Origin of the sequence: Aliiglaciecola sp., from assembly GCF_039982535.1 — a bacterium.
Classification (GTDB): domain Bacteria; phylum Pseudomonadota; class Gammaproteobacteria; order Enterobacterales; family Alteromonadaceae; genus Aliiglaciecola.
This window is the reverse complement of sequence record NZ_JBDWYG010000041.1, coordinates 39,064-62,511: the sequence shown is the minus strand read 5'-3', so window position 1 is coordinate 62,511 and position 23,448 is coordinate 39,064. Positions and strand designations below refer to the sequence as shown.

General features: G+C 41.4%; 28 protein-coding genes. 12 read left to right on the top strand and 16 right to left on the bottom strand.

Translation table 11 applies throughout. The annotated features are described in order from the left end of the window. Window positions 1–102: 102 nt before the first annotated feature. Window positions 103–870 (top strand): outer membrane protein assembly factor BamD, encoded by a 768-nt coding sequence (locus ABJV04_RS13520; RefSeq protein ID WP_348492069.1) that lies wholly within the window; start codon window positions 103–105, stop codon window positions 868–870. Between the two features lie 97 nt (window positions 871–967). Here ABJV04_RS13520 and ABJV04_RS13515 read toward each other — a convergent pair whose 3' ends face one another. The 3 genes from ABJV04_RS13515 to ABJV04_RS13505 are packed head-to-tail and all read right to left on the bottom strand — an operon-like array spanning window position 968 to window position 2,885. Then, entirely contained in the window at window positions 968–1,639 is a 672-nt protein-coding gene (locus ABJV04_RS13515) for a ChrR family anti-sigma-E factor (protein WP_348492068.1), read from the bottom strand. Next, entirely contained in the window at window positions 1,632–2,246 is a 615-nt protein-coding gene (locus ABJV04_RS13510) for a sigma-70 family RNA polymerase sigma factor (RefSeq protein WP_348492067.1), read from the bottom strand. The genes ABJV04_RS13515 and ABJV04_RS13510 overlap by 8 nt, the downstream gene beginning before the upstream one ends. Before the next feature lie 57 nt (window positions 2,247–2,303). Further along, entirely contained in the window at window positions 2,304–2,885 is a 582-nt protein-coding gene (locus tag ABJV04_RS13505) for an LON peptidase substrate-binding domain-containing protein (protein WP_348492066.1), read from the bottom strand. A gap of 186 nt (window positions 2,886–3,071) precedes the next feature. Between ABJV04_RS13505 and ABJV04_RS13500 the strand changes: the two genes are divergently transcribed. Genes ABJV04_RS13500 through ABJV04_RS13470 form a run of 7 tightly spaced genes read left to right on the top strand, consistent with a single transcriptional unit; the run spans window position 3,072 to window position 8,552 of the window. Then, window positions 3,072–3,494 carry a nuclear transport factor 2 family protein gene (locus ABJV04_RS13500; protein WP_348492065.1) on the top strand — a complete coding sequence of 141 codons (423 nt, stop codon included), beginning with the start codon at window positions 3,072–3,074 and terminating at the stop codon, window positions 3,492–3,494. After that, complete coding sequence (locus tag ABJV04_RS13495) at window positions 3,491–4,219, top strand: SDR family NAD(P)-dependent oxidoreductase (protein WP_348492064.1); 729 nt, start codon at window positions 3,491–3,493, stop codon at window positions 4,217–4,219. Before ABJV04_RS13500 ends, ABJV04_RS13495 begins: the two co-directional genes overlap by 4 nt. Further along, window positions 4,216–5,505, top strand: coding sequence for an FAD-dependent oxidoreductase (locus ABJV04_RS13490; protein WP_348492063.1), 1,290 nt, complete (start codon window positions 4,216–4,218; stop codon window positions 5,503–5,505). Before ABJV04_RS13495 ends, ABJV04_RS13490 begins: the two co-directional genes overlap by 4 nt. Continuing rightward, window positions 5,505–6,248: a DUF1365 domain-containing protein gene (locus ABJV04_RS13485; RefSeq protein WP_348492062.1), complete on the top strand. Its 744-nt coding sequence runs from the start codon at window positions 5,505–5,507 to the stop codon at window positions 6,246–6,248. The genes ABJV04_RS13490 and ABJV04_RS13485 overlap by 1 nt, the downstream gene beginning before the upstream one ends. Continuing rightward, on the top strand, window positions 6,238–7,491 hold the full coding sequence (locus ABJV04_RS13480) for a cyclopropane-fatty-acyl-phospholipid synthase family protein (protein ID WP_348492061.1): 1,254 nt from the start codon (window positions 6,238–6,240) through the stop codon (window positions 7,489–7,491). Before ABJV04_RS13485 ends, ABJV04_RS13480 begins: the two co-directional genes overlap by 11 nt. A 3-nt stretch (window positions 7,492–7,494) precedes the next feature. Beyond that, window positions 7,495–8,001 (top strand): chalcone isomerase family protein, encoded by a 507-nt coding sequence (locus tag ABJV04_RS13475; protein WP_348492059.1) that lies wholly within the window; start codon window positions 7,495–7,497, stop codon window positions 7,999–8,001. 2 nt (window positions 8,002–8,003) lie between these two features. After that, the gene (locus ABJV04_RS13470; RefSeq protein ID WP_348492057.1) at window positions 8,004–8,552 is read left to right on the top strand and encodes a DUF3833 domain-containing protein; all 549 of its coding nucleotides are present in this window, start codon (window positions 8,004–8,006) and stop codon (window positions 8,550–8,552) included. A 24-nt stretch (window positions 8,553–8,576) separates the two neighbouring features. On the opposite strand, the gene ABJV04_RS13465 is transcribed toward ABJV04_RS13470, so the two are convergent. Both ABJV04_RS13465 and pomA read right to left on the bottom strand, forming a co-directional pair. Continuing rightward, entirely contained in the window at window positions 8,577–9,506 is a 930-nt protein-coding gene (locus ABJV04_RS13465) for a flagellar motor protein MotB (protein WP_348492056.1), read from the bottom strand. 3 nt (window positions 9,507–9,509) lie between these two features. Further along, window positions 9,510–10,274 carry a flagellar motor protein PomA gene (pomA, locus tag ABJV04_RS13460; RefSeq protein ID WP_348492055.1) on the bottom strand — a complete coding sequence of 255 codons (765 nt, stop codon included), beginning with the start codon at window positions 10,272–10,274 and terminating at the stop codon, window positions 9,510–9,512. Window positions 10,275–10,588: 314 nt separating this feature from the next. Between pomA and ABJV04_RS13455 the strand changes: the two genes are divergently transcribed. The 3 genes from ABJV04_RS13455 to dxs are packed head-to-tail and all read left to right on the top strand — an operon-like array spanning window position 10,589 to window position 13,631. Further along, window positions 10,589–10,840: an exodeoxyribonuclease VII small subunit gene (locus tag ABJV04_RS13455; protein ID WP_348492054.1), complete on the top strand. Its 252-nt coding sequence runs from the start codon at window positions 10,589–10,591 to the stop codon at window positions 10,838–10,840. Continuing rightward, window positions 10,837–11,730, top strand: coding sequence for a (2E,6E)-farnesyl diphosphate synthase (gene ispA, locus ABJV04_RS13450; RefSeq protein WP_348492052.1), 894 nt, complete (start codon window positions 10,837–10,839; stop codon window positions 11,728–11,730). Before ABJV04_RS13455 ends, ispA begins: the two co-directional genes overlap by 4 nt. A gap of 38 nt (window positions 11,731–11,768) precedes the next feature. Continuing rightward, window positions 11,769–13,631 (top strand): 1-deoxy-D-xylulose-5-phosphate synthase, encoded by a 1,863-nt coding sequence (dxs, locus tag ABJV04_RS13445; RefSeq protein WP_348492051.1) that lies wholly within the window; start codon window positions 11,769–11,771, stop codon window positions 13,629–13,631. Window positions 13,632–13,785: 154 nt separating this feature from the next. Here dxs and ABJV04_RS13440 read toward each other — a convergent pair whose 3' ends face one another. The 8 genes from ABJV04_RS13440 to nrdR form a co-directional block, all read right to left on the bottom strand. Beyond that, entirely contained in the window at window positions 13,786–14,274 is a 489-nt protein-coding gene (locus ABJV04_RS13440) for a phosphatidylglycerophosphatase A (protein WP_348492050.1), read from the bottom strand. Continuing rightward, a complete protein-coding gene (gene thiL / locus ABJV04_RS13435; protein WP_348492049.1) occupies window positions 14,271–15,236 on the bottom strand; it encodes a thiamine-phosphate kinase in 966 nt (321 codons plus the stop codon). The genes ABJV04_RS13440 and thiL overlap by 4 nt, the downstream gene beginning before the upstream one ends. A 1-nt stretch (window position 15,237) precedes the next feature. Continuing rightward, the gene (gene nusB, locus ABJV04_RS13430; RefSeq protein WP_348492048.1) at window positions 15,238–15,669 is read right to left on the bottom strand and encodes a transcription antitermination factor NusB; all 432 of its coding nucleotides are present in this window, start codon (window positions 15,667–15,669) and stop codon (window positions 15,238–15,240) included. 2 nt (window positions 15,670–15,671) lie between these two features. Then, the gene (gene ribE, locus ABJV04_RS13425; RefSeq protein ID WP_348492047.1) at window positions 15,672–16,145 is read right to left on the bottom strand and encodes a 6,7-dimethyl-8-ribityllumazine synthase; all 474 of its coding nucleotides are present in this window, start codon (window positions 16,143–16,145) and stop codon (window positions 15,672–15,674) included. A 65-nt stretch (window positions 16,146–16,210) separates the two neighbouring features. Next, entirely contained in the window at window positions 16,211–17,308 is a 1,098-nt protein-coding gene (ribBA, locus tag ABJV04_RS13420) for a bifunctional 3,4-dihydroxy-2-butanone-4-phosphate synthase/GTP cyclohydrolase II (protein ID WP_348492046.1), read from the bottom strand. Between the two features lie 46 nt (window positions 17,309–17,354). Then, on the bottom strand, window positions 17,355–18,017 hold the full coding sequence (locus tag ABJV04_RS13415) for a riboflavin synthase (protein ID WP_348492045.1): 663 nt from the start codon (window positions 18,015–18,017) through the stop codon (window positions 17,355–17,357). A 35-nt stretch (window positions 18,018–18,052) separates the two neighbouring features. Continuing rightward, window positions 18,053–19,186, bottom strand: coding sequence for a bifunctional diaminohydroxyphosphoribosylaminopyrimidine deaminase/5-amino-6-(5-phosphoribosylamino)uracil reductase RibD (gene ribD, locus ABJV04_RS13410; protein WP_348492044.1), 1,134 nt, complete (start codon window positions 19,184–19,186; stop codon window positions 18,053–18,055). A 32-nt stretch (window positions 19,187–19,218) separates the two neighbouring features. Continuing rightward, entirely contained in the window at window positions 19,219–19,674 is a 456-nt protein-coding gene (gene nrdR / locus ABJV04_RS13405) for a transcriptional regulator NrdR (RefSeq protein ID WP_303474342.1), read from the bottom strand. 68 nt (window positions 19,675–19,742) lie between these two features. Between nrdR and ABJV04_RS13400 the strand changes: the two genes are divergently transcribed. After that, entirely contained in the window at window positions 19,743–20,213 is a 471-nt protein-coding gene (locus tag ABJV04_RS13400; RefSeq protein WP_348492043.1) for a DUF6265 family protein, read from the top strand. 12 nt (window positions 20,214–20,225) lie between these two features. Here the strand turns inward: ABJV04_RS13400 and ABJV04_RS13395 are convergent, their stop codons facing one another. The 3 genes from ABJV04_RS13395 to ABJV04_RS13385 all read right to left on the bottom strand — a co-directional run bounded on the left by ABJV04_RS13395 (window position 20,226) and on the right by ABJV04_RS13385 (window position 23,226). Then, window positions 20,226–20,630 (bottom strand): rhodanese-like domain-containing protein, encoded by a 405-nt coding sequence (locus ABJV04_RS13395; protein WP_348492042.1) that lies wholly within the window; start codon window positions 20,628–20,630, stop codon window positions 20,226–20,228. Between the two features lie 137 nt (window positions 20,631–20,767). Further along, window positions 20,768–22,024, bottom strand: coding sequence for a serine hydroxymethyltransferase (gene glyA / locus ABJV04_RS13390; protein WP_348492041.1), 1,257 nt, complete (start codon window positions 22,022–22,024; stop codon window positions 20,768–20,770). Between the two features lie 209 nt (window positions 22,025–22,233). Beyond that, entirely contained in the window at window positions 22,234–23,226 is a 993-nt protein-coding gene (locus ABJV04_RS13385) for a Gfo/Idh/MocA family oxidoreductase (protein ID WP_348492040.1), read from the bottom strand. Window positions 23,227–23,448: the final 222 nt, after the last annotated feature.

Genomic DNA, 23,448 nt, shown 5'->3' with positions numbered 1-23,448 from the left:
ATGGATCCCTAGGGTAGAATGCCTCGGATCGATGGATTACTGAAAACAAAGTTTAGCGGATTTTTTAATGCCTGCTAAATCCCTGTATAGAATAAGAGTAACATGACATTTAAAAATTCATTCTACAAACTAATCGTTCTAATTTCTGTTGCCACTATGTATGGCTGTTCATCTTCACCTGATGAAGAAGACATCTTAATTGGTAACAGAAGTGAAAGTGCGCTGTATGATCAAGCAAAAGAAAGTATGTCGCAAGGTAATTTCAACGTTGCCACAGAAATTTTAAGTACACTTGATTCCCGATTCCCTTTTGGCCCCCATTCACACCAAGTGCAATTAGATCTGATTTACTCTTATTATAAGGTAGGTAAAACAGACGAAGCTATCGCAACTATTGATAGATTTGTGCGCCTCAATCCTAATCACTCAGATGTGGATTATGCATTATACATGCGTGGTCTAACAAATTTGGATGCCGATAAAAATCTTTTCCAAGAACTCGTTGGTATTGACCGTTCGGACAGAGATCCGAGCCGCTCAAGAGAAGCATTTTCTGATTTCCGTCGTTTAATTAACAAATTCCCCGACAGTAAATACGCTGCAGATGCCAAAAAACGCATGGTATTTATTAAAAATCGATTGGCCAAATATGAAATAGCCATCGCACGTTTTTATATGCGCAGAGAAGCTTATGTTGCAGCTGCTAACCGTGGGCGCTACGTACTTGAATACTTCCCTGACTCAAGCGAAATTCAAACAGCGTTGGAAATCATGGTTGAATGTTATGACCGACTAGAACTTGACGATTTGAAAAATAATGCATTAAAAACGTTAAGACTTAACTATCCAAATAGTAGTTATGTGAGTTAATTTTCGAAGTAGCACCATTTTCTTTGAGTTAAATAAAAACCGCCGTTAACTAATCGTTAACGGCGGTTTTTTTTAGCTTGTATATTTTCCTAGCAGACTAGAAAAACAAATGGCTAAACGGGTTCAGTAAACGAGCTATACCCGAGGTAAAGTGCAATGGTGCATCAACAATAGTAAACACTAAACATCCCTCACTAGCTTCAGAATACGGAGCGTGGGTGTTGTTAGAATCCATTAAGATAAAATCACCAGTGTCATAGTGTGATATACCATCACTAAACTCACCATCAATCACTAGAGTCAACTCTGTCCCTCTGTGAGTGTGCTCAGGAACTCTGCCTTCTTTTTGCATGAAAATAAAGTTGGCTTTGCCTACTGGACCTAGATCAACAGGCGCTTGCCAAAGATTTCCTAAAAGATGTGAGAAATTACCGGTTTTTTCCACATAACGTTTCAACGCTCGCGGCACAGTAAATTTGCGGCCATCCAATTCGATTTGCTGGTTTTGACTATTTACGCTTGGAACCTCTGCCGCGGGAAGACAAGTAATATCAGCCAGCATAGATGCGAAGTCGACAGATTGCTCAGAACCACCTAGTAATTTAGGTTCATCAAGTACTTTCGCAGACTCGCTTTCCATTTGAGAAAGTTGTTTTCTACATTGGGGGCACATATCCGCATGAGCGGAAATAACCAACGAAAGCGCTGGTGCGCACAAGCCTTGGGAAAATTCTCTCAACTGTTGTTGAGAAGGATGGAAATTAATCATCGTCTTTAATCAACTCTTTTAAGCGCTGTAACGCTAATCTAGTACGAGACTTAACAGTCCCTAAAGGAATATCCAACTCAGAAGCAACTTCCTGTTGTGACTTTCCTTCTATATAAATTGCTTCTATTACTACTTTTTGCTTCTCTGGTAGGGAATCAAACATAGTATTGATTTGCTGCATCGTCATTTGTTGCTCTAACGATACCTCATTGACATCAGCGGTGTGCTCGCACAACACTGGCCATAAATCATCTGAACAAATATCTTCTTTGCGATTTTGTTGTTTACGCAACATATCAAACCGTAAGTTTCTGGCGATCGTAAATATCCAAGTGGAGGGTGACCCTTTCTCAGCATTGAATAGATGCGCTTTTTGCCAAACATTGGACATGGTGTCTTGCACCAACTCCATAGCGATTGCTTCGTTACCCGTCTGTTTTAAACAGTAAGACCTGAGCCTGGGGGCAAAATAATTGAATACTTCAGCAAATGATCGCTTACACCGGCTTTCAGCCACAGTAACCAAATGTTGAGACATTTCTTTTGCGCATTCTTTGGGCGTTGGTATGTTTGCATTTTTCGACTGCAATGGAATTCCGACTAACATGCGTATTTTCCTGAAATCAATCTAGTTCCAGTTTTTACGCGGTAAAATAGATAAGGATCACTTTACCAGTTGTGATATAAATTCCAAGGCTGGGAGACAATCTTTCTGCTTTAAAAATGCTTGTTTCTGATCTGCATCCACAGGCAGCAGCTCTAACCAGCGATAAATTACCCAAACGGTATTATCAAATTCTGGTTTAGGATACAAAGACATCACTTCAGGGTACTTTTCGAAAATTTCTTCCAATTTTAAATCAATATTAGAATCCTCCATGTCAGCTTCTGGAGATGTCCAAACTTGTTGTTTGTGACACTGGCCTACCCTGAGGTCATCTTTTGCCGTTTTAACAGACTCAATAGAAACACAAAAGTGTCCCTTAACTGTAATACCAAGCAAACCGTCTTCTAATAAATCAAAATCTTCAACAGTGACGAAAGTCCCGATAGGATAGAAATGTTGATTTAAGGTTTTATTCCCCATTGCATTGGACATGCAAATAACGAATCCAGATTGTTGCGCACAAGCCTCTTTCACCATCCGAATATACCTAGGTTCAAAAATGCGCAACGACATTACTCCGCCAGGCAATATGTGAGCAGATAATGGAAACAATGGAGAAGTTAAAATTTCAGAAGCCAAATTGCTGTTCCTATTAATTCATCACAGTCACTTACGCTAAGTGACGCAAATTAGATCCAATTAATTCACCTGATTTTTCAGTGTAATTTAAATTTAACCGCAAACTAGACTATTTTTACTTTAAATATGATCCCAATGAAAGTGACCTAAGTAATTCTAAACATGGTCGAAAAAAAATGATTGTTTATGAGTTTACTAAAAGAGTTCGAAAATTTTTATCGAAATATGTCTGTGACGTCAATTGCACGCTTGGGTGATATTTATGCTCAAAACGCGACTTTGATTGACCCACTGAGCGAACACCAAGGACTTGAAAATATTCAAGGTTATTTTGAAAACTTACTCACAAACACATCCAAATGTGAATGTTCAATTCAACATATCACGCATCAAAGTACGGATATTTTTGTTACTTGGAAAATGTTAATTGTGCACCCCAAGTTAAATTCTGGAAATGAGTTTTATATTGATGGTATTAGTCATTTAAAGAGTAATGATGAAAAAATTGTTTTTCACCGAGACTACTATGATTTAGGTGAGATGATTTATGAGCAAGTGCCAGTCTTAAAATTCGTAATTAAAACTCTCAAAAAAAGGTTAGTTTCGTGAAAACAATCTTAATTACTGGCGCGACTTCAGGAATAGGCAAAGCACTGGCACTTTTGTGTGCTCAAAAACACTATAAAGTCATTGCTTGCGGACGAAATGAAACTGAACTTGAAATGCTGGCAACACATGACAATATTTCAACCCTCAAATTTGATACATCAGACCAACAGCAAGTAGCCGAAACGTTAACCGATGTTAACGCAGATATTGCTGTATTAAATGCTGGAGTATGCGAGTATGTTGATGTAGATACCTTCGACGTAGCGCTTTTTAAACGAGTATTCGACGTCAATTTTATGGGCGTAGTGAACTGTACAGCAGCTTTACTCAACGAATCCCAGCCACCCGCGCAAATCGTCATAGTAGATAGCTTAGCAAGATTGCTCCCATTCACCAAAAGTCAGGCTTATGGAGCAAGCAAAGCAGCACTGCATTATTATACGAAGTGCATGGAAGTTGATTTAGCAGCCAAAAACATTTTGGTGCAGAGTGCTTCACCGGGTTTTGTAGAAACGCCATTAACCGATAAAAATGATTTTGAAATGCCCATGAAAATTGGTGTCGAAGAGGCAGCCCAGGCGTTCTTACGCGGTATTGAACAACGTCATTCGAGTATATATTTCCCTAAAAAACTAAGTTTAATTTTGCGCTTTCTAAATCTCTTTCCTGCGTGGGCGAAATTCAAAATTAGTAGTAAATTAAAAAACAGTCAGGACAGTAAATGAAAAAGCGAATAGCGATTATTGGAAGTGGTATTTCAGGCATGACATGTGGTCACTTGCTCCATGAAAAGTTCGATATCACTGTTTTTGAAGCGAATAACTATATAGGCGGACATACCGCAACTGTTGATGTGGAGCTTGAAGGAAAACAGTACTCCATAGACACGGGTTTTATTGTGTATAACGATTGGACTTACCCTAATTTTATCAAGTTATTATCTAAAATTGGGATCCAAGGTCAACCTACTGAAATGAGTTTTAGCGTCAAAAACCTAAGTGAAAACTTAGAATACAACGGCAATACCATTAACAGCTTATTTGCCCAACGTAGAAACATTATCCGTCCTAAATTCCATCGAATTGTCAGAGACATTCTACGTTTCAATAAGTTATGTAAACAACTTTTTCAAGACCAAACCCCAGAACAGATTGGTGATATCACCCTCGGTGAATTTTTAATCCAACATAAATTTAGCGAAGATTTTAATCATAACTATATTTTACCTATGTGCGCAGCGATTTGGTCGGCAACTTTGGAAGACATTAAAGAGTTTCAGCTGGCATTCTTTTTACAGTTTTTCAATAACCATGGACTCTTGAATATCACTGATAGGCCACAATGGTACACCATAATTGGGGGTTCTAGAGAATATATCGCCCCACTAACAGCAGGCTTTAAAGACAGAATTTTACTGAACAGCCCCATAAGTCAGGTGGAGAATAAAGATGGAAAATACTGTATCTCTTTGGCTAAAACCGATGAAGATAATAACGCTAGATTACTTGAATTTGACGAAGTTATATTTGCCTGTCACAGTGATCAAGCACTAAAAATGATTAAAAACCCCACGGATCCTCAACAAGACATATTATCGGCGATGCCCTACAGCGCCAATGAAGTTGTGTTACATACAGACACCTCTGTGTTACCCAAACGCAAGTTAGCCTGGGCTAGTTGGAATTATTTGCTCAAGGGAAATTCAAACGAGCAACAAGAACCCACATCGTTAACCTATAACATGAATATTTTGCAGCGTTTAAGTTCACACCATACTTTTTGTGTAACTTTAAATAATAGTGAGCATATTGCCCCAAATAAGATTCTGAAAAAATTCGAATATCACCATCCGCAATTCAGTTTACAAAGCGCCAAAGCTCAGTCCCGCCGAAACGAGATTTGTGGTTTGGACGGAATGCATTTCTGCGGTGCTTATTGGTACAACGGTTTTCATGAAGATGGCGTGCGCAGCGCTTTGGATGTTTGTAGTCGATTTGGAGTTGAACTTTAATGGACAGTGCGCTTTATACAGGCCAGGTTTTTCATGCTCGACATATCCCTAAAAAGCATGCATTTAGCTACAAAATTTTTATGTTTTGGCTCGATTTAGACGAGATTGATGAGTTGTGTGAAAGCGTAAAAGGTTTCTCTAAAAATCGTTTTTCTGTGGTTAGATTTAAGCGTTCCGACTATTTAGGTAACCCGCAACACGACCTCAAATCATCAGTAGTGCAAAGGATGTCAGAATTAGCACAAAAACCCCTCACAGGAAAAGTCTTTTTGCTGGGGCAATTGCGCATGTTTGGTTTGTATTTTAGCCCGGTGAATTTTTATTATTTACAGCAAGCCGATGGTACTTTTAGTCATTTGCTTGCTGAGGTAAGCAATACACCATGGAATGAAAGGCACCATTACCTCGTTGATTTAGCCGTTCAACAAGATTGTGATAAAGCATTTCATGTTTCGCCATTTAATCCCCTCGATATGCAGTATAAATGGAATGTAAAGCAGCCTGACAAAAGGCTCAAACTGTCACTTAGCTGCTTTAAAAAGCAGAAGCATTTTGAAGCTTATTTAAATCTAGAACGTGAACCATTGAACTCAAAACATCTTTTACGCGTATTACTAAGCATACCGAGTATGACAATAAAAACCGTAGTAGGAATTTATTGGCAGGCATTGAAATTGTTTGTTAAAGGTGTGCCGTTTTATGGTCATCCTGGCAATAAGGAAAAAAAAGCAAATGTTAAATAGTGAAAACACCCTGACAGGAACGGAAACTTTATCCGCAACGGACCGTATTTGCAGAAATATATTGCTTAAAATTTTCAGTCAAATACCCCAAGGAATGATGACGATTAAAGAGCGTGGTGTGTTAGTTGACAGGTTTGGTGATGCCAAATCAGACCTTCACGCCGAAATTAATTTTCTCGACCTTACGGCTTATCGCAAATTACTGTTTGGCGGTAGTGTTGCCTCTGGAGAAACATTTACAGAAAATTTGTGGGAAACCCCAAATTTGACCGACGTAATTCGCATTTTTGCCAGAAACCTACCAATGCTAGATGCTTGGGAAGCAAAAATGAAGTGGATAGCCACTCCCCTTCGCCAACTAAGCCACTTAAAAAACAAAAACTCTAAGCATCAAGCGAAAAAGAACATCTCAGCTCACTATGATTTAGGCAATAAGTTGTATACGGAATTTTTAGATAACAGCATGATGTATTCTGCGGCTATTTATCCCACAACTGATACTAGCTTAGAGCAAGCACAACAAATAAAACTAAAAACCATCTGTGACAAATTGCAATTAACCGAGCACGATCACCTTTTAGAGATAGGTACCGGTTGGGGAGGATTGGCCATATTTGCTGCTAAACATTATGGCTGCAAAGTCACTACAACCACTATTTCTGATGAACAATTTGCCTATGCTCAACAATGGGTGTCTCAAGAAAACTTATCAAATCGTGTCACCTTACTTAAACGAGACTACCGTGAGTTAACCGGTAAGTTCGACAAACTAGTTTCCATAGAGATGATTGAAGCCGTGGGAAAAGAGTACTTACCTAACTTTTTTGAAAAGTGCTCTTCGTTATTAAAAGAAGATGGTTTGATGCTTTTACAATCCATCACTATCGACGATCGCCGCTACGAAAGTTACAGTAAAGATGTGGATTTTATTCAAAAACACATATTCCCAGGTGGATTTTTGCCGTCTCAGTTTGAGTTGAATCGCCACTCAAAATTGCATAGTGATTTAATGATCCGCGACTCACATGACATCGGTCTCGACTATGCACAAACCCTCAATCATTGGCACCAACGTTTTTTAGCTAAACGCGATGTGCTGGCCAAAGAAGGTTACGATGACAGGTTTGTGCGTATGTGGCGCTACTACTTCAGTTATTGCGAAGGTGGCTTTTTAGAGCGCACCATCTCTACTGTGCAACTAGTACTCAGTAAACCATCGTTTATCGGACAAGTGGTCAGATAAACGATGTTTAAATCTTTCGGATTTTATTTCATTTTAGTGTTGAGCATTAACCCAGCGAGTTTAGTCATGGCGAGTCCAATTGCGGAGCTAACAAAAGTTGGCTCAGCCAAGTTAGAAGTGTTCTTTTTCGATATTTATTTCTCCACCTTGTACAGCAAAAATGGCAAATATAATGAAGACGAACGGCCATTAGCACTACAGATAAAATACCTAAGAGCAATTAACAGCGACGACTTACTGGAGCGCACCGAACAAGAATGGCAAAAGTTAGGTTATGCCTCTGAAAATGTACAAAGCTGGTTGCAAACACTTGACTCCATTTGGCCAAACATCAAAAAACACGACGTACTAACCTTAAGGGTTAAACCTAACGGTCACAGCGAGTTCTTTTTTAATGATGCGCCCATAGGGGTGATAGAAGATGAAAACTTTGGACCAAGTTTTTTAGCCATCTGGTTGGATGAAAACTGCAGTTACCCGAAGCTTCGTAAGCAACTCATTGGAGGTTAGGCATGAATATTATTCGTTACAGTACTCTATGCGCTGCAATCATAGGTTTAACCGGCTGTTCAACCTCAATAGATGATTATCAAAACACCACCCCAGAGTTTAATCTAAAGGAATACTTTTCCGGCAACGTTACTGCTTGGGGAATTGTCCAAGATTTCAGTCAAAAAACCGTGCGTCGATTTTGCGTCGATATTATTGGTACTTGGCAAGGTGATAACGGCAAACTGCACGAAACCTTTTATTATGCTGATGGTGAAACCCAAGTTCGAGTATGGCAACTCAATATCCAGCAGGATGGCTCTGTAACAGGCTCTGCTGGAGACGTAATTGGCCAAGCAAGTGGTGGAGCAACTGGCATGAGTTTCAATTGGAATTATACTCTCAGAGTACCTATTGATGACTCTGAATACGATATTAAAGTCGACGATTGGATGTTTATGATGGATGAAAACCGGATGATGAATCGTTCCTACATGAGTAAGTTGGGCATCAGCGTAGGGGAAATATCCATCTTCTTCGATAAAACCCAGCCCGTCAGAAAATGTCAGTAAAAAATTCGATTACGCCATTTGCCTTTAGGGTTCAACCACTGAGATAGGTTTTGAATACATGGGTTTACCTTGGTTAATGGCAATTTCTACTCGACGATTTCGGCTTCTATCGCCAGAGTTTTCATTAGTAGATAAGGGCGATGTATCGGCTTTACCCACTACTACCATGCGCTGTTCGTCGAAACCATCAGCTCTCCTAATTTCTTCAGCCACCGCCACTGCTCTTTGCGCCGACAAGTCCCAATTAGAGCGATACAACTCATTGGATATCTGCTGACTATCACTGTGGCCAGAAATTTCAATTTCGCCAGGCACATCTGCTAATAACTCACCGATAGTTTTCAAGATAGGTCTGAATTGGGGTTGCAAAAATGCAGAACCTGCTGAAAATGAACCATTTTCTCGGATCCGAATAATAATTTGTTGACCTAACGACTCCATTTCAATAGAACCGTCGAGTATTTGTTTTTGCAACTGTTGAGCAACTTTTTTCATCAGTTCATTGGTTTGCTCTTGGCTGGATTGTTGTTGCGCAGAGGAAGAAGATTGATCAGTGGCAGTTTGTTGTGCCGCACCACCTCGTTGTTCACCCCGTTGTTTTTGACGTCCTCCGGCAGAGTCTTCGTCCCCTGCTTGGAATTCCAGCATTTCTTGCGTCATATCAACAGTCTGTTGTTGGATATTTTCAATCGGTGTGGGATCTGGCCTACCAGGTCGAAATTCCATGGCAATAACACTAGTACCTTTAGGAATATCTTTTACTTCGATTTTATTTTGAACCCCAAAAGCGAACTTCATAGAGCCGGCGATTTGTTTAAATTTCAACACATCCATTTCGGAAAACGCTAACAAAAGCACAAAGAAGCACATCAGCAGAGACATTAAATCCGCAAAAGTTCCCATCCATGCAGGAAGTCCCTCGGGGGGACATTTGGGGCATTCTTGCTCTGCCATTGACTATTCTTCCTCTGTTGCCGTACCGCGTTTATTCGCAGCAAGATAACTTTTCAATATCCCTTCGATAACCCTAGGGTTCTGCCCATCGGCAATACCGATAATGCCATCTAAAACCAGACTTTGATTCAGTTTTTCTTCATTGGCACGGTTATTCAATTTAACTGACATGGGTAAACAGATTACATTGGCAAAAAAGGCACCATACAGAGTAGTTAGTAGTGCCACTGCCATTGCCGGGCCGATTGCTTTTGGATCATCCATATTCGATAACATGGCGACCAAACCGATCAGGGTTCCAATCATCCCCATAGCCGGAGCGACATCTCCCATGCCTTTATAAATAGTTGCACCGAACTCATGGCGTTCTGTTGTCATTGCAATATCTTTAGCAAGGGTATCTCTAACCACATCTACATCGTGGCCATCCACTAACATGTCGACACCCTTTTGCATGAATGCATTTTCTATTTCAGCTTCTTCAAGGGCTAAAAAACCGCCTTTTCTTGCTGCATCTGCCATTTCTACAATTTTTTCAATCAGATCATCAGGCGATTCAATTTTAAACATGAATGCTTTCCCGCCGATTTTACCCGCGCCGAAAAACTGCCCTAGCGTGTACTGTGATAACACCACAAACAAGGTGCCCCCAAATACGATTAGGATAGATGGGACATTCATAAACATACTAATGTCGCCGCCCATAACCATAGCCATGACGACGAAACCGATTGCACCAAGCATACCTATAAGGGTCGCTAAATCCACATTGTCCTCCCTAGGATTCGATAAGCTAATCGAAAAAAGACCCGATTACCTTGCTATTTTTAGGCATTTGACCGGATAAGTCACTGAATTATTCCATTTTATCGACTGTACAAGCCAATTCTAAAGGAGTTATCTCCAAGTTATAGGAAAACATAGCATATACAATCCCAGTTTGGCATAAATGAAACACTAAATTTATTCCCTTCCATCGCTTTCAAAGTACTGAGTTAGCGTAAAATCCATTGACCATAAATGGAGGCTCAGGTATCGTTCCCCACTTTCAAAATATTCGCTATTTAAGGACACTGTACCAGATGAGTAAAGACAACGAACTGCCTGAAAATTCGTTTGAAGATACCATGCAAGAACTCGAGCAACTGGTTGCAGAAATGGAACAAGGAGACGTGCCCTTAGAGCAAGCACTAGCTAAGTTTGAAAGAGGTATTTCGTTGGCTCGAAATAGTCAAAAAATGCTTAAAGCTGCAGAGCAACGAGTTCAAATACTAATGCAACAAGATCAAGAAGATATTCTTCAGGATCTAGATCAACAACGGATAGATGAGTGAACCCTTTAGTTCAAAACCAGAAGCGTTACCACCACCGCATTGACAACCTACTCAATCAATATTTTGTAGAGCAAACGTCTGCAGCACCTCGATTGACACAAGCAATGCAATACGCTTTGCTTAATGGTGGTAAACGAACTCGTCCGTTTTTAGTCTATGCAACAGGAGAAATGCTAGGCGTTCCCTTAGAGAAACTGGATGTGCCTGCTTTTGCAGTGGAGTGTATTCACGCTTATTCATTGATCCATGATGATTTACCGGCAATGGATGACGACGAACTAAGACGTGGGAAACCCACTTGTCATATTGCATTTGATGAGGCAACGGCTATTTTGGCCGGTGATGCATTGCAAACATTAGCATTTGATATGCTAGCTTCGCCAGATTCAGTCATTCAAGATCCGAGTAAGCAATTAAAATTAGTGAAATTGCTAGCTGAGGCATCAGGAATACATGGCATGTGCGCAGGTCAAGCCCTTGATTTAGCGGCCACTGACACGCCAATTTCTCAATCCGAATTGCAGCAACTACACAACTTGAAAACCGGTGCATTGTTCAAAGTATCTGTTTCAATGGCCACCATACTAGCCGACGATCTCGATCCAAAAGTGACTCAAATGCTCGACCAATATAGTCAAGCGTTAGGCTTAGCGTTTCAGGTTCAAGACGATATTTTAGATATTGTCGGTGACTCAGATGTAATCGGAAAACCCCAAGGCTCGGACCAAGCCCAAAATAAATCCACTTACCCTTCCTTGTTAGGATTAGAGGGTGCAAAAACATATTTGCAACAACTTCATCAACAAGCACTTCACGCATTAGACGCTTTGCCATACAATACAACGTTATTGCGCGAATTTTCCGATTTTGTTGTTAATCGACGTTTTTAGACTCGCTCGCCACAAACATAATTAATACTAGGCAAAACATGACACTAGATTTAGCTCACTACCCTATCTTGGCAAAGGCCAATACGCCTGAAGATTTGCGTAAATTACCGCAAGAACAATTAAGACAGTGTGCAGATGAATTGCGTCAATACCTTTTGTCATGCGTAAGTAAAAGTAGTGGTCATTTCGCGTCTGGTTTAGGAACTGTTGAGCTAACAGTCGCCCTGCATTATGTGTATAACACTCCCTTTGATCGCTTGATTTGGGATGTGGGCCACCAAGCCTATCCACACAAGATCCTTACTGGTCGCCGAGAAAAAATGACCAGCATACGTCAAAAAGATGGTTTACATCCGTTTCCTTGGCCACTAGAAAGCGAATACGACACCTTTGCTGTAGGTCACTCATCTACCTCCATTAGTGCCGCTTTGGGTATGGCTGTAGCAGCGGAAAAAGAAGGCAAAGATCGCAAAGTAGTAGCAGTAATCGGTGATGGCGCGATGACCGCGGGTATGGCCTTTGAAGCTCTAAATCACGGTGGCGATATAAATAAAGACGTGTTGGTGATTCTCAACGATAACGAAATGTCGATATCAGAAAACGTTGGAGCCCTAAATAGTCATTTAGCACGACTGTTAACTGGCAACTTTTTTAATTCCATTCGCGATGGTGGCAAAAAGTTATTAAGTAATGTCCCACCGATTAAAGAATTTGCCAGCCGAGCAGAAGAACATATTAAAGGTATGGTGGTACCAGGCACTATATTTGAAGAGCTTGGATTTAATTATATTGGCCCCATCGATGGCCATGACGTTAAAGGTGTGGTTGAAACCTTACGCAATATGCGCTCGATTAAAGGCCCACAAATTCTTCACGTAGTGACTAAAAAGGGCAAAGGCTTTGAGTTGGCTGAAAAAGATCCGATCAAATTCCATGCTGTGCCTAAATTTAATCCAGCAGACAATGGTTTACCCAAGTCGGCTCCAAGTGGCCCAACTTTCTCAAATGTCTTTGGTGACTGGTTATGTGATATGGCCGCATTAGACTCTAAATTGATGGCCATAACACCTGCCATGCGTGAAGGTTCTGGCATGGTTAAGTTCTCTCAAGAATTTCCGCAACAGTATTTTGACGTGGCGATTGCCGAGCAACATTCAGTGACCTTTGCTGCAGGTTTAGCCAAAGAAGGGTTAAATCCAGTGGTAGCGATTTATTCAACATTTTTACAGCGAGCATATGATCAATTAATTCATGATGTCGCCTTACAAAACCTGCCGGTACTTTTTGCAGTAGATAGAGCGGGATTAGTGGGAGCGGATGGCCCAACTCATCAAGGTGCATTTGATATCCCGTTTATGCGCTGTATTCCAAACTTAATTATCATGGCCCCTTCTGACGAAAACGAATGTCGTCAAATGCTTTACACTGGCCATAAATTAAACCAGCCAGCAGCGGTACGTTATCCCCGCGGTACTGGTGTAGGTGCTAAGATTGAAAAAACCATGGAAGAAATTACCATTGGTAAATCTCGTACCCTCAGACACGGCAGTAAAGTCGCTATTCTTAATTTTGGCACCTTATTACCTTTTGCCTTAGAAGCAGCAGAACAACTCGGTGCAACTATGGTCGATATGCGCTTTGTTAAACCCCTGGATACGGCTGTGATTGACACATTGGCCGAAGACTTCGAGTTGTTTGTCACCCTTGAAGATGGAGCCATTACGGGTGGAGCAGGAAGTGCTGTGGCAGAATATCTACTCAGTCAAAAATACAACAGTAAGCTGTTGCAACTAGGTTTACCAGACGAGTTCATTATGCAAGGTACGCAACAACAGATGTATCAAGAACTGCAACTAGACGGTGCGGGAATTGTTGCGAGAATAACCGACTTTCTAGACTAATTGAGAATCTTTAATTCGGCATGTTAAGTTGGTTAATGTGCCTAATAAGCACAGCCCGAGGTAAATTAAGGTTTGTTTGGAGATTTTAAGACTAAGAAATAAGAAATGATGACAATTTTGAATGTCATTTCAACAATGCACTTAAGTCAGTAGCTTAAAGCACACCGAAGCTCAGTAACAAATGTAAACTTGATAACGCTGCAATACCGGCCAGCACATCGTCAGCCATAATCCCAAAGCCACCATGGACATACTTATCTAAGTAACTAATTGGCCAAGGTTTGAGAATATCAAAGAAACGAAATAACACGAAACCCACCAGCATAGTTTGCCAGCTCAGTGGTACTGCAATCATGGTAATCATCATGCCTGCAACTTCATCCCAAACGATAGATGAATCATCATGCACCCCCATATCATTGGCGGTTTTACCGCAAATCCAGATACCGGCAACGCTGGCTAACACACATAATAAAATATAGATATTTAGAGAAACGGATTCGAGTAACAACCAAACCAATGGCACGGCAGCAAGGGTGCCAAAGGTACCTGGCATTTTAGGGGCAAGACCAGAGCCTGCTCCTAACGCCAAAAAGTGTGCTGGGTTACTTAGCGTAACACGGCTTCGCTGTTCAGCGTTCAAGCGCTGAAGTGCTCAAAACATGCACCCTGTTGTTCATAAGGCTCATCATCAAAAACCAATTCAAGTTTTCGTTTTACGCCTGTCAGTTGACCAATGCAAGTGGCATTTATATTGGCGTTAGCTAAACCAGTTTCTAAGTTGCCTTTTTGCTCTTCATTTACCGTAAATAACAGCTCATAATCATCACCAGAGCTAAGGGCATATTGAATGGCTTGATCTAAATCCACCGTTTCTTTCAAGGCGACTGATAGGGGTAAGTTATTAACATGGATTTTAGCCCCACATTCAGAAGCATTCAGAATGTGCTGAAGGTCTTGTACTAAGCCATCGGATATATCAATGCAAGAACTCGCTGTGCGCCGCAATGCGGTGCCTGCTAGTAATCTCGGAGCAGGATAATTCAAGCGGTTTAACAAATAGTTAGCCGCCAGCTCAGAGCTCGATAAATTACCTAATTTAATATCCAGTCCTGCCCCTGCATCACCTATAGTGCCAGTAACATAAACCAGGTCGCCAGGCTTGGCCGTACTGCGCATTAACGCGTGCTCTTCAGGTACGAAGCCCTGAGCAGTAATAGTAATGGCTAAAGGACCTTGAACGGTGTCGCCCCCTATTAACTGGATAGAATAGTACTTTGAAATTTCGAATAGGGATTGAGAAAAGGCTTCCAGCCAGCTTTCATCTATCTCAGGTAATGATAACGACAAACTGAACCAAGCAGGTTCGGCCCCCATGGCAGCTAAATCACTTAGGTTAACCGCTAATGCTTTGTGTGCTATCGCTTCCGGCGGTGTATCAACGGGAAAGTGTACGCCACTAATTAGGGTGTCGGTTGTAATTGCAAGGTTTAAGCCTTCAGGCACTCGAGTGACTGCACAGTCATCTCCAATGCCATGAATTACATCTTTGCGTGATTCTCGCTCTTGTTTAAAAAAGCGATCAATAATGTCAAATTCTTTCACGTTACTCTTTTGAAGATAGTTCGTGTTTTCTGAGGGTTTTAATCGCTTTATCAAGCACACCATTAATAAATTTATGGCTTTCGTCGGCACCAAAAGATTTGGCCAACTCAATAGCTTCGTTAATAACGACTTTATAAGGGACATCAATACGCGCGGTAAGTTCGTAGGTAGCGATGCGTAAAATCGCTTTTTCAACCACATCTAACTCTTCAGGCAAACGCCCTAGGTAAGGTTTCATGGTCTTATCTAGACTTTCATGGTCTTTTACAACATTGCGCAACAATTCTTGAAAATAAGCCATATCAACTTTTTCCATATTGTTACTTGTGGCAATTCCCAATTCGATTTGTTCAACAGGGTTGTTACTCATTTGCCAAGAGTAAACAGCTTGTACTGCAAGTTCCCTTGCTTTTCTACGTGCAGATGGCTTCACGTTTATGCCTCTTCTATTTGTGCAATCACATTAACCATTTCCAATGCACCCATGGCCGCATCAGCGCCCTTGTTACCTGCTTTGGTACCTGAACGTTCAATGGCTTGCTCAATGCTATCGGTAGTAATCACCCCAAAAGAAACTGGAATACCATATTCCAATGAAACCTGCGCTAGACCTTTATTGCATTCACCTGCTACAAAATCAAAGTGCGGAGTTCCACCACGAATAACTGCCCCTAAGGCAATGATGGCATCATATTTTTTTTGTTCAGCCAATTTTTTAGCGACTATAGGCAGCTCATAAGCACCCGGAACTCGAACCAAGGTAATATCTTGATCACTGACTTCACCTACGCGATCTAGCGTGTCTAATGCACCGTCGACTAAGCTCTCAACAACAAAACTGTTAAAGCGAGATACAACCAACGCAAACTTTTTGCCTGTTGCGCGAACATTACCTTCAATGATATTCATATTTGTGAAGCCCTGTAAGAAAAACGGCGCGGATTATAGCACAACCCAATGGAAACCCAAATGGATTAATACACGTAATCCACAACTTCTAAACCAAACCCTGATAAGGCGTGATATTTTTTCGGTTTACTGATTAAACGCATCTTGCGCACACCCAATTTCGCTAGAATTTGACTGCCCACACCAACAGTTCGCGATGTTCCTTGATTTTTTGCCAGGGTAGCTCGGCTACCGAGATCTTCTGCCTCAAATTGTTTAACCTGGGCAATCAAATCTTCTTCCTTACCTAGCAATACCAACACGCCACCTTCATCAGCGATTTTTTGCATTGCTTCAGGTAAACCAACACTGCGCTCGGCCGATCTTTCTGAAGCAAACAAATCGTTAAATGTGTTATGCAAGTGAACTCGAACCAAGGTCGCTGAATCTCCGTCGATTTCGCCTTTGCACAAAGCAAAATGGACCTGATCGTCAATCACATCTTTAAAGGTATGCAGGTCGAATTCACCAAAACGTGTAGGTAATTTGCAGCTAGCAACTTGCTCAATGGTGGTTTCATTCAGGTTTCTGTATTCAATTAAATCGGCAATCGTGCCCATTTTCAAATTATGCTTTTTGGCAAATACTTCCAACTCCGGTCTACGTGCCATGCTGCCATCGTCGTTTAAGATTTCAACAATCACTGAAGCCGGTTCTAAGCCGGCCAATCTTGCCAAGTCAACACCGGCTTCGGTATGTCCCGCGCGATTTAAAACCCCACCTTCTTTGGCAATTAACGGGAAGATATGGCCAGGCTGCACTATATCTTCTGCTTTTGCATCTTTGCTCACAGCGGCTAAGATAGTTTGCGCCCTGTCTGCTGCAGAAATCCCTGTTGTTACGCCCTCTGCCGCTTCAATTGATACGGTGAAGTTAGTCGAAAATTGGGCGCTATTGTTATCCACCATCAACGGCAACTTTAATCGCTCACAGCGCTGTGCTGTCATCGGCAAGCAAACTAGTCCTCGAGCATGGGTGACCATAAAATTAATTGCTTCAGGGGTCGCATGTTCTGCGGCCATAATCAAATCACCTTCGTTTTCCCGGTCTTCATCATCCATCAGGATAACCATCTTGCCTTGTTTGATGTCTTCGATTATTTCTTCGATGCTATGCATTGCCATTGTGTGGGGTACTCTATTATTTTAAATTATTCAGTTTAAATTCGGGTTACTTCAAATAACCATTCTCAGCTAAGAATTGAAGATCAATGCCCTGTTGCTTTTGACTATGTGCGGCTTTATCTCCTAAAATCAAGCGCTCTAGATACCGGGCTATCAAGTCCACTTCTAAATTCACTAAGCTACCAACTTGGTAATTACCTATTATGGTTTCTTGCAGTGTATGGGGGATCAAAGTCAGCATAAATTTGGCACCATCCACATCATTAACAGTTAAGCTAACACCATCAATGGTTATAGAGCCCTTTTCGGAAATATATTTGGCCAGTTCATCGGGGGCTTGGATCCAAATTTCTAACCAACGATCGATAGGATTAATGGCAACAATTTTGCCAACTCCGTCAACGTGGCCACTAACAATATGCCCACCGAAACGTGAACTCGCTTGCATGGCTTTTTCTAAATTTACTTTGTCGCCGACGGTGTAATTAGCAAAGCCTGAACGTTTAATTGTTTCAGGAGAGACATCCACGCTGTAGTGTTTATCTGAAAAATCCACAACGGTTAGACACACGCCGTTGGTGGCGATACTGTCACCTAATGCAACATCAGACATATCGAGTTTCTGCACGGCAACGGTCAAACGAATATCATCGCCCTTAGGTTGTAATTTTGCGATGTGACCGACATCTTCTATTATTCCAGTAAACATTTTTTATAATCCGATATTTGCAGAAGTTTAAATTGCTATTCAGAGGCTGAGTTAAAATGGGCTGTCATCTTCAAATCATCACCTACCATTCGAACCCCAGACCATTTTAATAGTTTAGCTTGATTCATTTGCGTCAGTTCATCCATCACAAATAAATTCTGACCTTTGTCACCTAATAGTTTGGGCGCTTGATATAAAATCAATTCATCCACTAGATTTTGTTGTACTAATGCTCCAGCGAGCATGCCACCAGCTTCAACCCAAATTTCATTTAATTGTTTGTCAGATAGAACCTGTAGCATCGCCACCAAATCAAGTTTATTGCCAATACTGTCTATCTGAATTTGTTCTACGCTGTCTCTAATTAACGGGTTCACTTTACGATTGATAATTAAGGTTTGACCTTCCAGGTCGAACATTTTGAGATTGTCAGTGAGTTGATTTTTACCATCTACAATAATTCGTAAGGGTTGCCGAAGCTCAGACTCTAACACCAAACTTTTAGCATGATTTAATTCGTTAAATCTTACATTTAGACTTGGGTTGTCAGCTAAAACCGTTCCAGATCCAGACAATATTCCGCAGCTTTTAGCCCGATGGTCTTGCACATCCGCTCTTGCATGTGGGCCAGTAATCCATTGGCTTTTGCCATTTGCTAACGCCGTTTTACCATCTAGACTAGCGGCTAGTTTAACCGTTACCCAAGGGCGGTTTAGTGTCATTCGCTTAATAAAACCACGATTGAGCTGATGTGCTTGCTCACTCAATAGACCGTGAGATACATCAACTCCCTGTTCGGCTAACCGTTTTAACCCCCTTCCCGCGACGTTGGGGTTTGGATCCACCATAGCTGCGACCACTCGTTTCACCCCCGCTTGGATAAGCGCATCGGCACAGGGTGGCGTTCGACCAAAGTGACTGCAGGGTTCTAGTGTGACGTAGGCGGTTGCGCCTTGGGCTTGCTTTCCAGCCTGCTTTAAGGCGTGTACTTCAGCGTGGGGAGTCCCCGCTTTATGATGCCAACCTTGGCCGATCACTTCACCATTTTGATTAGCGATAACACAGCCGACATTAGGGTTTGGCGTGGTGGTATATTGACCTTTTCGAGCCAGCTTTATGGCAATACTCATAAAGTGGTGATCTAAAGTCGAAAAATTGTAGGAAGGCATTAGGTTGCAAATTCCCTAAACAGATAATTCAATCAGGGTTTTTCACCTAATTTGGCAATTTCTTCACCAAACTCTCGAATGTCTTCGAAAGAACGATAAACCGAAGCAAAGCGCACATAAGCCACTTTATCTAGCTCTTTAAGAGCGTCCATAATCAAGCCGCCTAAAAACTCGCTACTGATTTCCCGCTCTCCAGTTGCACGCAAAGAAGATTTCAGCTGACTAATGCAATGCTCTACTTTTTCAGTGCTCACTGGACGCTTTTCTAACGCTCGTAGCAAACCAGCTCGAAGTTTATCTTCGTTGAAAGGTTCTCGCGAACCATCCCGTTTGACCACGCGAGGCATGACTAATTCTGCAATTTCAAAAGTCGTAAATCGCTCGTGACAGGTTGTACACTCTCGTCTGCGACGCACCTGATGACCTTCGGCAACCAATCTGGAATCGATAACTTTAGTTTCTTGTTCAGAGCAGAAAGGACAAAACATAGTCTTATTTTCTTTTCACTATCTATAGATGCTCGCTAAACTAGCATAAAAAAGCAAAAAGGTGATATATGCAAAGGTTAATTTATCTATTATCAATAGTGATAATTATGCTGAGTTCATCGGCAACAGCTGCCGATTCAAAATGTGTTGACCTATCTCAACTGCATTGGATTGTAGGTGACTGGCAAACGATGCCTGATGGTAATACTCAAGAAAAGTGGTTGCAAATAAGCGAGGATACATTCACCGGTTCAGGTAGTAGTCGAGATGCTTCTGGAGATTTACAGCAACACGAAAGTATGCGTTTAGTGCAGATGCAAAGAGAAATCTTTTATTTAGCAAAAGTAGGCCACAATAGTCTTCCTGTGGCCTTTAGGGCTAAAAACTGCGAGTCAAATAGCGTCACCTTGGAAAATCCAAACCACGACTTTCCAAAACAAATAGTTTATCTACGCAAAGGTAACAAACTCGTGGCCGAGGTATCAGGTAACAATGGCAAAGGATTTACAGTGCATTATGAATTGAAGCCCGATAATTGATCATTGTGCTGGTTAGATAGATTCATCTTTAACCAGCTCAAACCCTTCATCTAACCATCCTGTTATGCCACCAATTAATTTTTTTACTGGGCGTCCCAATTCAGCAAGCTTTAGGGCTGCCTTGTCAGCACCATTACAATGGGGACCGGCACAATACACCACAAATAAGGTGTCACTAGGATATGATTGAATTGTCTCAGGTTTAATATTCTTGTGGGGTAAGTTTATTGCGTTAGGTAAATGCCCTTGGTCAAAAAGCAATAAACTTCTTACATCTAGCAGCACAAAATCTTGACGGTTATTGCTGATGGCAAAATGCGTGTCCCAACAATCCGTTTCTAAACTAAGTAAGCTCGCAAAATGAGCTTTAGCGACTTCCGCTGCAGCCGCAGGGACTCTTGATACTACTGATGACATAAACGCCTCCATTAAAATGTGAATTTTATTATCAACAACTTAAATGGAATGACCAAGTACCTTGTCGGCCAAATAACGAAGCTTTTGAGACAAAAAAGCCGCTTTAAAAAGCGGCTAATTTTTATTTTGAATAAATGCTAGCCGTAGACTGGGAATTGCTCACACAATGCAACAACTTCAGCTTTCACTCGATCAATAGTGTCAGTACTTTCGATATCATCCAGCACATCACATATCCAATTGGCCACTTGTTTAGCTTGCTCTTCGCCAAAACCTCGGCGAGTAATAGCTGGAGAGCCAATGCGTAAACCACTGGTTACGAAGGGTGAACGAGGATCATTGGGTACTGAGTTTTTGTTCACTGTAATATTGGCACTACCCAAAGCAGCGTCAGCGTCTTTACCAGTGATATCTTTATCAATTAGGTCAAGCAAGAATAAATGGTTATCTGTGCCATCAGAAACGATTTTATAACCACGTTCTTGCATCACGCTCACCATGGCTTTTGCATTTACCACAACTTGTTTTTGATATTCTTTAAATTCTGGCTCTAAGGCTTCTTTAAACGCCACCGCTTTTGCCGCAATCACGTGACACAAAGGACCACCTTGATTACCAGGGAACACAGAACTGTTTAACTTTTTATAAATAGTCTCATCACCACAGGCTGATAAAATCAATCCACCACGAGGGCCTGCCAAGGTTTTGTGGGTTGTGGTAGTAACAACATGAGCATGAGGTAATGGATTAGGGTAAATTCCCGCAGCGACTAGACCTGCAACATGGGCCATATCAACTAACAAGTAAGCGCCTACTTTGTCGGCAATCTCACGAAATTTCTGCCAATCAACAATGCCTGAATAGGCTGAGAATCCACCAATAATCATTTTAGGTTTGTGCTCTAGTGCTAATGCTTCCACTTGCTGCATATCAATTTCGCCAGTGTCTTCATTTAGACCATATTGCACAGCATTATAGGTTTTGCCTGAAAAGCTTACATGGGCTCCGTGGGTAAGATGACCACCATGAGCTAGACTCATTCCTAACACAGTGTCTCCAGCGTCAAGTAACGCCATAAATACCGCTGAGTTAGCTTGAGAGCCTGAATGCGGTTGTACGTTGGCGTAATCAGCACCAAATAGTTGCTTAGCTCGCTCTATGGCTAAATCTTCAGCGATATCCACGTATTCACAGCCGCCGTAATAACGCTTGTGTGGGTATCCTTCTGCATATTTGTTGGTAAGTTGAGAACCTTGCGCTTCTAATACGCGAGGACTACAGTAATTTTCAGATGCAATAAGCTCAATGTGATGCTCTTGACGTTGAGTTTCTTTTACGATTGCATCATATAACTCGGGGTCAAAGTCAGCAATATTCATATTACGTTTCAGCATGGTGTCTCCTCAACAACTCGGCACAAAGTTCGGGTGAAAACGCTTAATTTCACCCTCGCAGGGATAAAAAATGAGCGCTTATTCTAGTCATTTTGATTGTTTTGTACATACCTTTGCAGAAAAATGATCCAAACCCTTAAGTATAATTTATAGCTGTTAGGTAGACACCTGCGAAATTCTTCACCAACAGCTGATTTATGCCTGGATAATCAATCGAGGGACTCGATGACTTCTGGGTATTTGAGATGTATCTGTTGGCGAATTGTATCTAAGGTAGTCATTACATTAATACTGTCTGCGTGATTCATTCTTGGATCACAACTTCTATTAAGGAGAATTGACTCCATGGTAGATTCTATTTGATATTCAAAACCATTGACTGGATGAGGAAAGTCCAATGTGCGGATCAATTTATCGTCTTGGTATAACTGAGCTTGCCCACCCGTCCAAAAATAAGCAGGGATGGATATATACCCTTTCTTGCCGTGTATACTCATGGTGTTCGAACATTGAGCCGCCATCGTGCAGGTAAATTGGCTTATCACGCCAGAAGGATAAGTCATATTGACAGCCGTATTTAGGTCAAGACCATCTTTAGATAGTCTGGCCGTAGCCTGAATATCGCTAGGGTATTCGGCTAATAAATATTGACTTAAACTAACGCTGTAGACCCCTAAATCTAATAATGCACCTCCTGCCAGTGCAGGATCGGTCATACGATGATTTTTTAGGTGTGAAAAAGCAAAACCGATTTGCGAATTTATATATTCTATTTCACCAATTTGCTGTTCTTCAATCCACTCTTTAAGCTGCTCGAAACATGGCATAAAACGGCTCCACATCGCTTCTTGAAGCACACATTGGTGTTGTTCACTAAGGCTGACTAACTCCTTCGTTTGCTGAGCATTTACTGTGAGTGGTTTTTCCACCAACAAGTGTTTACCCGCCTTGAGGCATGCTCTTGCTAAGGGAAAATGCTGGGAATGGGGAGTAGCAATGTAGATAACATCAATGTTTGGGTCGGCAATTAGCGACTCATAATCTCCATAGGCCACAGAGGCTCGGTATTGTTCAGAAAATGCCTTAGCACGTTCCAAGCTTCGACTAGCAACGCCGTACAATTTTCCTTGCACTGAACTTGCTAACGCAGTCGCAAATTGATTTGCAATGCCTCCAGGTCCAATGACGCCCCAATTCAACATTATTCATCCTTATTTAGTTGCTTTGATATTTATTCTGAAGTCAGAGAATAAAATTTCAAGCTTTTGATCCTGAGCTTCTAACTGTAAATAAGTCTAACTGATAGTTAGTTGCTAACAATACTTGAATATTCAATACACCATGATATTCAAAAAATATTCTTTCAGCATTGGACTGCGAGCCGGTCTGGATTACACTATCGTTTTATCCTTCACTAGATTGGC